This is a genomic window from Mixta mediterraneensis, from assembly GCF_014946725.1.
In the GTDB taxonomy this organism is placed as follows: Bacteria; Pseudomonadota; Gammaproteobacteria; order Enterobacterales; family Enterobacteriaceae; genus Pantoea; species Pantoea mediterraneensis.
The window spans coordinates 130326-144624 of the sequence record NZ_JACFXY010000012.1; the positions used below are offsets into that span (position 1 = coordinate 130326).

At 53.3% G+C, this 14299-nt stretch carries 13 protein-coding genes; 12 read left to right on the plus strand and 1 reads right to left on the minus strand.

Going from position 1 to position 14299, the window contains the following annotated elements; genetic code table 11:
- The first annotated feature begins 8 nt into the window (after positions 1-8).
- The 11 genes from atpG to H2P46_RS18670 all read left to right on the plus strand — a co-directional run bounded on the left by atpG (position 9) and on the right by H2P46_RS18670 (position 12309).
- A complete protein-coding gene (gene atpG / locus H2P46_RS18620) occupies positions 9-875 on the plus strand; it encodes a F0F1 ATP synthase subunit gamma (RefSeq protein ID WP_193406344.1) in 867 nt (288 codons plus the stop codon).
- A gap of 30 nt (positions 876-905) precedes the next feature.
- Positions 906-2303: a F0F1 ATP synthase subunit beta gene (atpD, locus tag H2P46_RS18625; RefSeq protein ID WP_193406345.1), complete on the plus strand. Its 1398-nt coding sequence runs from the start codon at positions 906-908 to the stop codon at positions 2301-2303.
- Positions 2304-2327: 24 nt separating this feature from the next.
- Positions 2328-2747: a F0F1 ATP synthase subunit epsilon gene (locus tag H2P46_RS18630; RefSeq protein WP_193406346.1), complete on the plus strand. Its 420-nt coding sequence runs from the start codon at positions 2328-2330 to the stop codon at positions 2745-2747.
- 160 nt (positions 2748-2907) lie between these two features.
- Positions 2908-4278: a bifunctional UDP-N-acetylglucosamine diphosphorylase/glucosamine-1-phosphate N-acetyltransferase GlmU gene (gene glmU, locus H2P46_RS18635; RefSeq protein WP_193406347.1), complete on the plus strand. Its 1371-nt coding sequence runs from the start codon at positions 2908-2910 to the stop codon at positions 4276-4278.
- Positions 4279-4421: 143 nt separating this feature from the next.
- Positions 4422-6251 (plus strand): glutamine--fructose-6-phosphate transaminase (isomerizing), encoded by a 1830-nt coding sequence (gene glmS / locus H2P46_RS18640; RefSeq protein ID WP_193406363.1) that lies wholly within the window; start codon positions 4422-4424, stop codon positions 6249-6251.
- A gap of 165 nt (positions 6252-6416) precedes the next feature.
- Entirely contained in the window at positions 6417-7460 is a 1044-nt protein-coding gene (gene pstS, locus H2P46_RS18645) for a phosphate ABC transporter substrate-binding protein PstS (protein WP_193406348.1), read from the plus strand.
- An 88-nt stretch (positions 7461-7548) separates the two neighbouring features.
- Complete coding sequence (gene pstC / locus H2P46_RS18650; RefSeq protein WP_193406349.1) at positions 7549-8511, plus strand: phosphate ABC transporter permease PstC; 963 nt, start codon at positions 7549-7551, stop codon at positions 8509-8511.
- Positions 8508-9398: a phosphate ABC transporter permease PstA gene (gene pstA, locus H2P46_RS18655; protein WP_193406350.1), complete on the plus strand. Its 891-nt coding sequence runs from the start codon at positions 8508-8510 to the stop codon at positions 9396-9398. The genes pstC and pstA overlap by 4 nt, the downstream gene beginning before the upstream one ends.
- A gap of 44 nt (positions 9399-9442) precedes the next feature.
- Complete coding sequence (gene pstB, locus H2P46_RS18660; RefSeq protein WP_193406351.1) at positions 9443-10216, plus strand: phosphate ABC transporter ATP-binding protein PstB; 774 nt, start codon at positions 9443-9445, stop codon at positions 10214-10216.
- Positions 10217-10232: 16 nt separating this feature from the next.
- On the plus strand, positions 10233-10967 hold the full coding sequence (gene phoU, locus H2P46_RS18665) for a phosphate signaling complex protein PhoU (protein WP_193406352.1): 735 nt from the start codon (positions 10233-10235) through the stop codon (positions 10965-10967).
- A 103-nt stretch (positions 10968-11070) separates the two neighbouring features.
- The gene (locus H2P46_RS18670; protein ID WP_193406353.1) at positions 11071-12309 is read left to right on the plus strand and encodes an MFS transporter; all 1239 of its coding nucleotides are present in this window, start codon (positions 11071-11073) and stop codon (positions 12307-12309) included.
- Between the two features lie 99 nt (positions 12310-12408).
- On the opposite strand, the gene xylB is transcribed toward H2P46_RS18670, so the two are convergent.
- Positions 12409-13851: a xylulokinase gene (gene xylB, locus H2P46_RS18675; protein WP_193406354.1), complete on the minus strand. Its 1443-nt coding sequence runs from the start codon at positions 13849-13851 to the stop codon at positions 12409-12411.
- 208 nt (positions 13852-14059) lie between these two features.
- Between xylB and H2P46_RS18680 the strand changes: the two genes are divergently transcribed.
- A partial coding sequence (locus H2P46_RS18680; protein ID WP_338103661.1) for a DUF2913 family protein occupies positions 14060-14299 on the plus strand: 240 nt, incomplete at its 3' end.

The window sequence follows — 14299 nt, forward strand, 5'->3', positions numbered from 1 at the left end:
AGAAGCTAATGGCCGGCGCAAAAGAGATACGTAACAAGATCGGAAGCGTAAAAAATACGCAGAAGATCACCAAAGCGATGGAAATGGTCGCCGCCTCCAAAATGCGTAAAACGCAGGAACGCATGGCGGCCAGCCGTCCGTATGCAGACACCATGCGCAAAGTGATTGGTCACCTTGCGTTAGGTAATCTGGAATACAAGCACCCTTACCTGCAAGAGCGTGACGTCAAGCGCGTCGGCTACCTGGTCGTTTCTACTGACCGCGGGCTTTGTGGTGGTTTGAACATTAACTTGTTTAAAAAACTGCTGGCAGATATGAAATCCTGGTCTGATAAAGGCGTTCAGAGCGATCTGGCGGTTATCGGTTCTAAAGGGATGTCATTCTTCGGCTCTGTTGGTGGCAACATCGTGGCGCAAGTCAACGGCATGGGAGATAACCCTTCTCTGTCAGAACTGATTGGCCCGGTAAAAGTGATGTTGCAGGCTTATGATGAAGGCCGCATCGACAAGCTGTATGTCGTCAGCAACAAATTTAATAACACCATGTCTCAGACTCCGACTATTACCCAACTGCTGCCGTTACCGCCAGCGGAAGGTGAAGCAGAGATGAAGGCGAAGACCTGGGATTACCTGTACGAACCCGATCCGAAAGCGCTGCTGGATACCCTGCTGCGTCGTTATGTCGAATCGCAGGTTTATCAGGGTGTGGTGGAAAATCTGGCCAGTGAGCAGGCCGCACGTATGGTGGCAATGAAAGCCGCAACCGATAACGGCGGAAATCTGATCAAAGAGCTGCAGTTGGTTTACAACAAAGCTCGTCAGGCCAGCATCACCCAGGAACTTACCGAGATCGTCTCGGGGGCCTCCGCGGTTTAACCAGGTTTGGAATTAGGTAGAGGATTCAAGATGGCAACTGGAAAGATTGTCCAGATTATCGGCGCCGTTGTTGACGTCGAATTCCCTCAGGACGCGGTACCGAAAGTGTACAGCGCCCTCGAGGTTCAGAATGGTGATGCTCGTCTGGTGCTGGAAGTTCAGCAGCAGCTGGGTGGCGGTGTTGTACGTACTATCGCAATGGGTACGTCTGACGGCCTGAAGCGTGGTCTGGAAGTGACTGACCTGCAGAAGCCAATTCAGGTTCCCGTCGGTAAAGCGACCCTGGGTCGTATTATGAACGTGCTGGGCGAGCCTATCGACATGAAAGGTGAGCTGAAAGAAGAAGACGGCAGCGCTGTAGAAATTGCCTCTATTCACCGCGCCGCGCCTTCTTATGAAGAGCAGTCAAACTCGCAGGAACTGCTGGAAACCGGCATCAAAGTTATCGATTTGATGTGTCCGTTCGCTAAGGGCGGTAAAGTCGGTCTGTTCGGTGGTGCGGGTGTAGGTAAAACCGTAAACATGATGGAGCTGATCCGTAACATTGCGGCTGAGCACTCAGGTTATTCGGTTTTTGCCGGTGTAGGTGAACGTACTCGTGAGGGTAACGACTTCTACCATGAAATGACTGACTCCAACGTTATCGACAAAGTTGCGCTGGTGTATGGTCAGATGAACGAGCCGCCGGGTAACCGTCTGCGCGTCGCCCTGACCGGCCTGACCATGGCGGAAAAATTCCGTGATGAAGGTCGTGATGTTCTGCTGTTCATCGACAACATCTATCGTTATACCCTTGCCGGTACGGAAGTTTCTGCTCTGCTGGGTCGTATGCCTTCAGCGGTAGGTTATCAGCCAACGCTGGCAGAAGAGATGGGTGTGTTGCAGGAGCGTATTACCTCCACCAAGACGGGTTCAATCACCTCCGTACAGGCCGTTTACGTGCCTGCGGATGACCTGACTGACCCTTCTCCGGCAACCACCTTCGCCCACCTGGACTCAACCGTCACGCTGAGCCGTCAGATCGCGTCTCTGGGTATCTACCCGGCTGTTGACCCGCTGGACTCCACCAGCCGTCAGCTGGATCCACTGGTTGTGGGTCAAGAGCACTATGACGTTGCTCGTGGCGTGCAGTCTTTGCTGCAGCGTTACCAGGAACTGAAAGACATCATCGCCATCCTCGGTATGGACGAGCTGTCTGAAGAAGATAAATTGCTGGTGGCACGTGCGCGTAAGATTCAGCGCTTCCTGTCTCAGCCGTTCTTCGTAGCCGAAGTATTTACCGGTTCTCCAGGCAAATACGTGACGCTGAAAGACACCATCCGTGGCTTTAAAGGCATCATGGAAGGTGAGTTCGACCACCTGCCAGAGCAAGCCTTCTACATGGTTGGTGCCATCGAAGAAGCCGTGGAAAAAGCGAAGAAACTGTAATAACGGTTTCCCGGGAGGAAAGATATGGCTATGACTTATCACCTGGATGTGGTCAGCGCGGAGAAGCAACTGTTCTCTGGTCTGGTACAGAAAATTCAGGTGTCAGGTAGCGAAGGTGAACTGGGTATTTTTCCAGGACACGCCCCGCTTCTGACTGCCATTAAGCCTGGAATGATCCGTATCGTGAAACAGCACGGCGAAGAGGAGTTTATTTATCTCTCTGGCGGCGTGCTGGAAGTGCAGCCGGGCAGCAGCACCGTTCTGGCCGATACTGCCATTCGCGGTAGCGAACTTGACGAAGCGCGTGCGCTGGAAGCAAAACGTAAAGCAGAAGAGCACATGAACAGCAGCCACGGTGACGTGGATTATGCTCAAGCCTCTGCCGAGCTGGCGAAAGCCATTGCAAAACTGCGCGTGATCGAGCTGACCAAAAAAGCGATGTAATCCGGCTTTATGCGTCATGAAATGCCAGCCCTTTGGGTTGGCATTTTTTTTGTCTGAACGCCCTGAGTAAGCGTGCGCCTAATTTCGACCTGAGAAAAATGTAGTAATCTCAGAACTAAACCGTTTAACTTTCACCCGTAAAAATTCAGTCAGGATAGTTATGTCTAATTGCGCAATGAGTGTCGTGATCCTTGCAGCCGGCAAGGGTACACGTATGTATTCCGATCTGCCGAAAGTTCTGCATACGCTGGCAGGTAAACCCATGGTTCAGCATGTAATTGACGCCGCCAGGGGCCTTGGGGCGCAGCAGGTCCACCTGGTTTATGGTCATGGTGGTGATCAACTCAAAGCGACGTTAACCGATAGCGCATTAAACTGGGTCTTACAGGCAGAACAGCTTGGTACAGGACATGCGATGCAGCAGGCGGCACCTTTTTTTGCCGACGATGAAGACATTCTGATGCTTTACGGCGATGTGCCATTAATTTCAGAAGCCACTTTGCAGCGTTTGTGTGAGGCAAAACCAGAAGGCGGCATCGGATTACTTACCGTCGTATTAGACAATCCCACGGGATATGGCCGCATTGTGCGAGAAAATGGCACAATCACCGGTATCATTGAACAAAAAGACGCCAACCCCGAACAGCTTGTGATTACGGAAATTAACACCGGCATCCTGATTGCTAACGGCGGCGATCTAAAACGCTGGCTGGCGCAGCTCACCAACAATAATGCCCAGGGTGAATATTACATCACCGACGTGATTGCGCTGGCGCATCAGGAAGGACGGACGATCAATGCAGTCCATCCGGCGCGCATCAGTGAGACTGATGGTGTAAATAATCGTCTGCAACTCGCGAAGTTAGAGCGCACTTTTCAGGCCGAACAAGCTGAAAAACTGCTGTTAGCGGGCGTCATGCTGCGCGACCCGGCGCGTTTTGATTTGCGCGGTACGCTGAAGCACGGTCGCGATATTGAAATTGACACGAATGTGATTTTTGAAGGCCAGGTGACGCTGGGCAATCGTGTCAAAATTGGCGCCGGCTGCATTATCAAAAACAGCGTGATCGGTGATGATTGTGTCATCAGTCCTTATTCGGTGATCGAGGATGCAAACCTCGCCCAGGAATGTACGGTTGGCCCGTTTGCCCGCCTGCGCCCCGGTAGCGAGCTGGCACAAGCTGCGCATGTCGGTAACTTTGTCGAAATGAAAAAAGCCCGGCTGGGGAAAGGCTCTAAAGCCGGACATCTTTCCTATTTGGGCGACGCTGAAATAGGCGCCAGCGTGAACATTGGCGCGGGCACCATTACCTGTAATTATGACGGCGTGAACAAATTCAAAACGATTATCGGTGACGATGTGTTTGTCGGTTCCGACACGCAACTGGTGGCACCGGTAACGGTAGCGTCTGGCGCCACCATCGCCGCAGGCACCACAATAATGAAAGACGTTACTGGCGCTGAGCTGGTGTATAACCGTAAAGAACAGAATCAAAAAGCCGGCTGGCAACGTCCGCAAAAGAAAAAGTAATTTTTACGGCTCGCCCTGTGCGAGCCGTTGCAGTACCAAAACTATAATCCCCACTCTCTACAAGGCTCGGGGAACCGGCAAAGCCGGAAATCAGGTTGTATGACAACGAAAGTGGCGAAGCGCCATACCGTCAGGAAAATATTATGTGTGGAATTGTTGGTGCAGTAGCACAACGCGATATTGCAGAAATTCTGCTGGAAGGTCTGCGCCGTCTGGAATACCGCGGCTATGACTCGGCAGGTCTGGCCGTGGTCGATCGTCAAGGGCACATCACGCGCCTGCGTCGTTTAGGAAAAGTACAAAAACTGGCGGAAGCCGCAGAACAGCAACCGCTGATTGGTGGTTGCGGGATCGCACACACGCGCTGGGCGACCCACGGCGAACCCTCAGAAGCCAATGCGCATCCGCATATTTCTGAGCACATCATCATCGTGCACAACGGTATTATTGAAAATCATGAACCGCTGCGCGAAGCGTTGATTGAGCGTGGCTACCAGTTTGCCTCAGAAACAGACACCGAAGTGGTGGCGCATCTGGTACATTGGGAACAGAAGCAGGGCGGATCGCTGCGTGAAGTGGTTCTGCGTGTGATCCCCCAGCTGCGCGGTGCGTATGGCATGGTGATTATGGACAGCCGCGATCCCTCGCTGCTGGTGGCCGCGCGCTCGGGTAGCCCACTGGTGATAGGGCGCGGCGTGGGTGAAAACTTTATTGCCTCCGATCAGCTGGCGCTGCTGCCAGTGACGCGTCGTTTTATCTATCTGGAAGAGGGCGATATTGCTGAAATCACCCGTCGCGAAGTCACTATCGTGGATCGTGCAGGCCAGCCAGTGTCCCGCCCAGAGATTGAATCAAACGTGCAATACGATGCTGGTGACAAAGGTATTTATCGCCACTATATGCAGAAAGAGATCTACGAGCAGCCGATAGCGATCAAAAACACCTTAACCGGTCGTTTTAGCCACAGCGAAGTCGATCTCAGCGAGCTGGGGACGCAGGCCGAAACGCTGTTGAGCCAGGTTGAGCACATTCAGATCATTGCCTGTGGGACTTCATACAATTCCGGTATGGTAGCGCGTTACTGGTTTGAATCGCTGGCTGCTATTCCGTGTGATGTAGAAATTGCCTCTGAATTCCGCTACCGCAAATCGGCGGTGCGTAAAAACAGCCTGCTCATTACCTTGTCACAATCCGGTGAAACCGCTGATACGCTGGCGGCGTTGCGCCTGTCTAAAGAGCTGGGTTACCTCGGCTCGCTGGCGATATGCAATGTAGCGGGTTCTTCGCTGGTGCGTGAATCCGATTTAGCGCTGATGACCAAAGCGGGCACAGAAATCGGTGTGGCGTCCACCAAAGCCTTTACTACGCAGCTCACGGTATTGCTGATGCTGGTGGCGAAACTGGGACGTCTGAATGGTATGGCGACTGAAATTGAGCATAACATTGTGCACGGTTTACAGGCGCTGCCAGGTCGCATCGAACAGATGCTGGCGCAGGATACGCTGATTGAAAATCTCGCGGAAGGTTTCTCTGATAAGCATCACGCGCTGTTCCTCGGTCGTGGTGATCAATATCCCATTGCCATGGAAGGGGCGCTGAAACTCAAAGAGATCTCCTACATTCATGCGGAAGCTTACGCGGCGGGCGAACTGAAGCACGGCCCGCTGGCGCTAATTGATGCTGATATGCCGGTTATCGTCGTGGCGCCGAACAATGAACTGCTGGAAAAGCTGAAGTCGAATATTGAAGAAGTGCGCGCCCGCGGCGGTTTGCTGTATGTATTTGCCGATCAGGATGCCGGTTTCAGTGACAGCGAAGGGATGAAAATTATCCCACTTCCGCATGTAGAAGAGGTCATTGCACCCATCTTCTACACCGTTCCGTTGCAATTACTCTCTTATCATGTCGCGCTGATTAAAGGCACTGACGTTGACCAACCGCGTAACTTGGCAAAATCGGTTACGGTAGAATAAAAAAACGGGCCCGGTAAGGGCCCGCTTCAGTTTTACGCGCTGTCATACAACTGTCATATTTTCTACATTTAGCTGTCATCAAACTGTCCTATTTTCCCTCCTGCAGCAATCACTGACTCTTTCTAAAACGGCTTTGAGCCTGAGATAAACTCCCCTGGAGGGAACATGACACTGATGCGTAGCACCGTAGCCCGAATTCTTGCCGCCACCTTCGTCGTAAGCGCGGTATCTGCTTATGCAGCCACCGATCTGACTGGCGCAGGCGGGACATTCCCGGCGCCGGTTTATGCCAAGTGGGCAGCAGAATATCAGCAAGCCACAGGTAGCAAAATCAACTACCAGGGCATTGGTTCTTCTGGCGGCGTAAAACAGATCATCGCTAAAACCGTCGATTTTGGCGCGTCAGATGCACCCCTGAAAGATGAAGACCTGCAAAAAAATGGCCTGTTCCAGTTTCCAACCGTGATCGGCGGTGTTGTGCTGGCGGTTAACCTGCCGGGTATTAAATCTGGCGAACTGACGCTGGATGGCAAAACCGTAGGCGACATCTATCTGGGCAACATCAAAAAGTGGAACGATCCTGCGATTGTTAAGCTGAACCCTGACGTAAAACTGCCTGCAACTAACATTAACGTGGTTCGCCGTGCTGACGGTTCCGGCACGTCATTTGTTTTCACCAGCTACCTGGCGAAAGTGAATGAAGAGTGGAACAGCAAAATTGGTAAAGGCAATACCGTTAACTGGCCGACCGGTCTGGGCGGTAAAGGTAACGACGGTGTAGCAGCATTCGTGCAGCGTCTGCCAGGTTCAATCGGTTACGTTGAGTATGCTTATGCCAAACAGAATAACCTGACTTACACCAGGCTGATGGATGCCGATGGCAAAGCCGTTGAGCCAGGCGAAACCAGCTTCAGCAACGCAGCTAAGGGTGCAGACTGGAGCAAATCTTTTGCGCAGGACCTGACCTTCCAGAAAGGCGAAAATGCATGGCCGATCTCTTCCACTACCTTCATTCTGGTTTACAAAGATCAGGCGAATGCCAGTAAAGGTAGCGAAGTGCTGAAGTTCTTCGACTGGGCGTACAAAAACGGCGGAAAAACAGCCACCAGCCTGGATTACGCAACGTTGCCTGACAGCGTAACCGAGCAGATCCGTTCTGCCTGGAAAGCCAACATCAAAGATGATTCTGGCAAAGCGCTTTACCAGTAAGTGAACGACCCTGACCCGACACCCGATTTGGTCAGACATCCTGGGCGGCGTTAAGCCGCCCTGATAACCTCTGAAGACTGAGACTTCTATGGCTGCAACGAAGCCGGCATTCAAAGCCCCAGGCAAACAAGGCGACAGAATTTTTGGCGCGCTGGTCAAACTGTCCGCGCTCATTGTGCTGCTGCTGATGGGCGGCATCATCGTCTCCCTGATTTTCTCCTCCTGGCCAGGCATACAGAAATTTGGTTTCTCTTTTTTATGGACCAAAAGCTGGGATGCGCCAAACGAACAATTTGGTGCGCTGGTACCGATTTACGGCACCATCGTAACGTCTGTTATTGCGCTGATTATTGCGGTTCCGGTGAGTTTTGGGATTGCTTTATTCCTGACGGAACTGTCGCCGAACTGGCTGCGCCGTCCACTCGGTACTGCCATTGAGCTGCTGGCGGCCATTCCGAGTATTGTTTACGGCATGTGGGGATTATTTGTTTTCGCCCCGCTGTTCGCAGAATACTTCCAGACGCCCGTCGGTGACGTGCTGTCCGCTATTCCATTTATTGGCGAGCTGTTCTCCGGCCCGGCTTTCGGTATTGGTATCCTCGCCGCAGGGGTAATCCTTGCCATCATGATTATTCCTTACATCGCCTCGGTAATGCGCGACGTATTCGAGCAAACGCCGGTAATGATGAAAGAGTCTGCTTACGGCATCGGCTGTACAACCTGGGAAGTGATCTGGCGTATCGTGTTGCCGTTCACCAAAAACGGCGTGATTGGCGGTGTTATGTTAGGGCTGGGCCGCGCGCTGGGTGAAACCATGGCGGTGACATTTATCATCGGCAACACCTACCAACTCGACAGCGCATCGCTGTTCATGCCAGGCAACAGTATCACCTCAGCGTTAGCAAACGAATTCGCTGAAGCGGAATCGGGCGTACACGTTGCTGCTCTGATGGAGCTGGGGCTGATCCTGTTTGTTATCACCTTTATTGTGCTGGCATTTTCGAAGCTGATGATTATGCGTCTGGCAAAAAGTGAAGGAGCGCGTTCATGACAACGATTGAATTGCAGGCGCGTGCTGAGCTTGAACAGTCACGCCGCAAAATGCGGGCCTGGCGCAGTACCAAAAATAAGATAGCGCTGACGCTGTCGCTACTGACGATGGCTTTTGAGCTGTTCTGGCTGATTTGGATCCTCTACACCACCGTTTCACGCGGCCTTACGGGCGTGTCATGGGAGCTGTTTACCGAATCTACGCCGCCACCTAATACCGCAGGCGGCGGTTTAGCCAATGCGTTAGCGGGCAGCGGATTGCTGATTTTTTGGTCAGCTTTTTTCGGTACGCCGCTGGGCATTATGGCGGGCGTATACCTGGCGGAATACGGACGCAAACAATGGCTGGCAGAAGTGATCCGCTTTATTAATGACATTCTGCTGTCAGCGCCGTCCATTGTGGTAGGGCTGTTTGTTTACACCATCGTAGTGGCGCAGATGCAGCACTTCTCTGGCTGGGCCGGGGTGATTGCGCTGGCGCTGTTACAGATTCCGATTGTGATCCGCACCACCGAAAATATGCTGCGTCTGGTGCCAGACAGCATGCGTGAAGCGGCTTACGCACTTGGCACGCCAAAATGGAAGATGATCTCGGCCATCACGCTGAAGGCGTCGGCATCGGGGATTATCACGGGTGTGCTACTGGCAATCGCCCGTATTGCCGGTGAAACCGCACCGTTGCTGTTTACGGCACTGTCGAACCAGTTCTGGAGCACCGACATGATGCAGCCGCTGGCTAACCTGCCGGTCACTATCTTTAAGTTCGCTATGAGCCCATTTGCCGAATGGCAGAACCTGGCCTGGGCTGGCGTTCTGATTATTACCTTGTGCGTACTGCTGCTGAATATCGTAGCACGTATGGTTTTCGCCAGGGGTAAACACGGTTAACTTCCGGTGCTGCCTTGCGCGGCATCGTTTAAGAGAGACGAGCAATGAGTATCGCGACTTCATCTTCCGGTAAAATTCAGGTCCGTAATCTGAACTTCTATTACGGTAAGTTCCACGCGCTGAAAAACATCAATCTGGATATTGCCAGGAATCAGGTAACGGCGTTTATCGGGCCATCGGGCTGCGGCAAATCCACGCTGTTGCGCACTTTCAATAAAATGTATTCGCTCTATCCGGAGCAGCGTGCTGAAGGCGACATCCTGCTGGACGGCGATAATATTTTGGCTTCGCATCAGGACATCGCACTGCTGCGCGCCCGCGTCGGCATGGTGTTCCAGAAGCCCACGCCGTTCCCGATGTCTATCTATGACAATATCGCCTTTGGCGTGCGCCTGTTCAAGAAGTTATCGCGAGCGGATATGGATGAGCGCGTGCAGTGGGCGCTGACCAAAGCGGCATTGTGGAATGAAACCAAAGACAAGCTACATCAGAGCGGCTACAGTCTTTCCGGCGGTCAGCAACAGCGCCTGTGTATCGCACGCGGCATCGCTATTCGCCCGGAGGTGTTATTGCTGGATGAACCCTGTTCGGCGCTCGATCCGATCTCCACCGGACGTATTGAGGAGCTGATCACCGAGCTGAAACAGGATTACACTGTGGTGATCGTAACGCACAACATGCAGCAGGCGGCTCGTTGCTCTGACCATACTGCATTTATGTATCTGGGCGAACTGATTGAGTTCAGCGATACCGACACGCTGTTTACCACGCCAGCACAGAAACAAACTGAAGATTACATTACTGGCCGCTACGGCTGATTGTCAGGAGATTGTCATGGACAATTTGAATCTGAATAAACATATCTCCGGTCAGTTCAATGCGGAGCTTGAGCATATTCGTACCCAGGTCATGATTATGGGCGGCATGGTTGAGCAGCAGCTAACTGATGCCATCACCGCGATGCACAATCTGGACGGCGAACTGGCGCAGCGCGTGATCGACGGCGACCAGAAGATCAATATGATGGAAGTGGAGATTGATGAAGCCTGCGTACGCATCATCGCCAAACGTCAGCCAACCGCCATTGATCTGCGTCTGGTGATGGCGATCATCAAAACCATTTCTGAGCTGGAACGGATTGGCGACGTGGCAGAAAAAATCAGCCGCACCGCACTGGAGAAGTTTGGTCAACAGCATATGCCGCTGCTGGTAAGCCTGGAATCGTTAGGCCGTCATACCGTGCAAATGCTACATGACGTGCTTGACGCCTTCGCGCGTATGGACCTCAACGAAGCGATCCATATCTACCGCGAGGATAAAAAGGTGGATAAAGAGTACGAGGGAATTGTACGTCAGTTAATGACTTACATGATGGAAGACCCGCGAACTATCCCAAGCGTTTTGACCGCGCTGTTCTGCGCCCGCGCCATTGAGCGTATCGGCGATCGCTGCCAGAATATCTGTGAAATCATTTTTTACTTCGTTAAAGGTCAGGATTTCCGTCACGTGGGCGGCGATCGGCTGGATGAACTGTTGTCTGGCGATGACGGCAGCAACAAGCCGTTCTGATAAGATTTGCCCCATGCGCTGTTCCGGCGCATGGGTTTCCCGTTGCAGCTCGCTGTCCCGCCTCTTTATACTTGCAGCACTTTTCACTATCAGGTGCTGATTAATGTCTCCTTCCCCCCACCCTAAGCAGAGCGTCACGCCTGCGAAAGCGATGCTGGCTGCCGTTAGCGGTTACGCCATGGACGGATTCGATTTGCTGATCCTGGGTTTTATGTTGCCCGCCATCAGCGTGTCGCTGGCGCTCAATCCTTCGCAAGCCGGGTCGCTAGTGACCTGGACGTTAATTGGCGCGGTTATCGGCGGCATTGTATTTGGTCATCTCAGCGATCGGTTTGGCCGCGTTCGCGTGTTAACCATTACCATTCTGGTGTTCTCTGTGTTCACCGGGTTGTGTGCTGTGGCGCAAGGTTACTGGGATTTACTGATTTATCGCACCCTGGCAGGGGTGGGATTGGGCGGAGAATTTGGCATCGGCATGGCGCTGATTGCCGAAGCCTGGCCTGAAGAGAAGCGCAATCGCGCCTCGGCATGGGTGGGCATTGGCTGGCAGTTTGGCGTATTGCTGGCAGCCCTTATCACACCGCCATTACTGAGCCTGATTGGCTGGCGCGGTATGTTCCTGGTTGGTCTGCTACCGGCGATTGTCTCATTTGCTATTCGCCGCAGTATGGGGGAGCCGGAAGGTTATACCCAGCGGGTTAAACATGTGCCGTCGCTGTCGTTTCCAGCACGACTCAGGCTGCTGGTGCGCGATCGCACCACGGCAAAAGCCAGCCTCGGCATCTTTATTCTTTGCTCGGTGCAGAACTTTGGTTATTACGGATTAATGATCTGGATGCCGAGCTATCTCTCCTCTAACTTCGGCTTTAGCCTGACTAAATCAGGTTTGTGGACCGCCGTTACCATGGTTGGCATGACGTTTGGCATTGGGTTGTTCGGCGTATTAGCGGATCGCTTCGCGCGCTGGAAAATTTTCCTGCTATATCAGTTTGGTGCGGTGGCAATGGTCATCATCTATGCGCAACTGCGGGATCCCACCGTGATGCTGTTTACCGGCGCGCTGATGGGCATGTTTGTGAATGGCATGATTGGCGGCTACGGTGCGCTAATCTCTGACACTTTTCCGCCGCAGGCGCGTGCCACGGCGCAAAACGTGTTGTTCAACCTGGGACGAGGCGTTGGCGGTTTTGGTCCGGTCGTGATTGGTCTGCTGGCGAGCCAATACTCTTTTGTCGCGGCGATTACCTTACTGGCGTTGATCTATTTGCTGGATATTCTTGCCACGCTGTTTTTATTGCCAAAGAAGCAGAGCAGGGAAGATGCGCTAGGCGCGATCGGCTAAGGCGGGCGCTTCTGCCTTTTGATTTTTACCGGAATTTCCCGGTTAAGGGGGGCAAATCTTCCCTTAACCGGCGTACAGCATGTACAGACAGCCGGACATTTACTCCATTAGCGGCAGCAACTGCTGATACAACCGGGCAAATGTCTCGCGCATCGGTTGGTAATGCTCAAAACGCTGCGCATCCGGCTGATGGCGTTGCGCCAGCTTCAGAGCGGGGGCGTTGGCGCTGGGGTTCAGCGCCAGCTGTGCCAGACGTGCTGCACCAAGCGCTGGCCCTACTTCGCCGCCATAGCAATAATCCAGCGTCTGCCCGCTAATATCTGCCAGCATTTGTCGCCACCATGCGCTGCGCGCACCGCCTCCGATCAGCATAATACTGTCTGGCTTAAGTCCGCAGCTGTGTACCGCATCCATGCCTTGCGCCAGGGCAAATCCTACCCCTTCCAGAACCGCACGAGCCAGTTCAGCACGACCATGCTGGTGGGTAAAACCAAAGAAACAGCCTTTGGCTTCAGGATTGTTATGCGGTGTACGCTCGCCAGAAAGGTAAGGTAAAAACCACAGCGGCGGTACATCTGCTTTTGCCTGTTCTGCCTCGGCCAACAGCTGGGACACATCGTCGCAGCCCGTAAGTTGTGCTGCCCAATCCAGACACGATGCCGCGCTTAATATGACTGACATTAAATGCCAGCGCTGCGGCAGGACGTGACAGAAACTGTGCACTGCGCGTTCAGGATTACTGAGATAGCCGTCACTTACCACAAAGTACACGCCCGATGTACCCAGCGACAACATACCCTGCCTCGGCTCTGTCATGCCAACACCGATCGCTCCCGCTGCATTATCTCCCCCGCCCGCCGCCAGCGGCACCGCATTCATCTTCCAGCGCGCTGCAAGTCCGGCATTCAACGTGCCGGTGATATGGTTGCCTTCATACAGGCGTGGCATCTGTTCACGCATCAGACCGCAGGCATTCAGCATCTGATCGCTCCAGTCACGCTGCGCGACATCCAGCCACAGGGTGCCTGCTGCGTCTGACAAATCGGTAGCAAAGTCACCGCTCAGGCGCCAGCGCAGATAATCTTTTGGCAGCAATACCTTTGCGACTTGCTGGAATATCTCTGCTTCGTGTTGCTGCACCCAGAGTAGTTTTGGCGCGGTAAAGCCAGGCATCATCAGATTACCGGTAATGCGGCGCGAATCAGCTACTTTCTGTTCCAGTTCCCGGCATTGATCCGCGCAGCGGCCATCGTTCCATAAAATCGCCGGACGTAACACGCGATTTTCTTTATCCAGTAACGTCGCGCCGTGCATTTGCCCACTCAATCCAATGGCTTCAACCTCGCGTAGATTATGTGTATGGCTTAACGTCTGCATCGCACGGTCTAATGCCTGCCACCACGCCTGCGGGTCTTGTTCGCTCCACAGCGGTTTAGGCCGCGACACGCTGAGTTTTTCCGTTTGGCTGGCTAAAACTTTGCCGTGCGCATTAACCAACACGACTTTAAGACCTGATGTGCCAAGATCGATGCCGATAAACATCGCTGACTCCTTGCTTGCATAGAATGATTACGCGCTAAGTATCTACCGGAATGACGTTTGAATCGCGAAAGGGTGTGAAGAAATTGATCGCGGTCGCAGGTACATTTGTCAGACACACATTTAGCTCACAGTAATGCTCCAGTTCGGGGGGCAGTACCCGGGGCCGCCCACGCCAGCTGCCTCGTGAAATGAATTTTTGATACAGGAAGTGAGCCAGCGTGATGCTGACAGAAAATCGGACTACCTGGCATGGTGCACCCTGGTGGCGCTTGCGCTGGCCAGACAGGATGGTGGCGTTCTCTCGCCGGCACAGGAAAACCTTTTTCTCACCCGCTGGCTGGCGACAGCGCTGAAGCAGCGACGTTTTCCGCGCGATGTGACGCCGGACATCGAATGGTCCGGCGTCACATCGCGCGGAAAACGTCGCTGCTTCAGCGCTGTCGCCAGC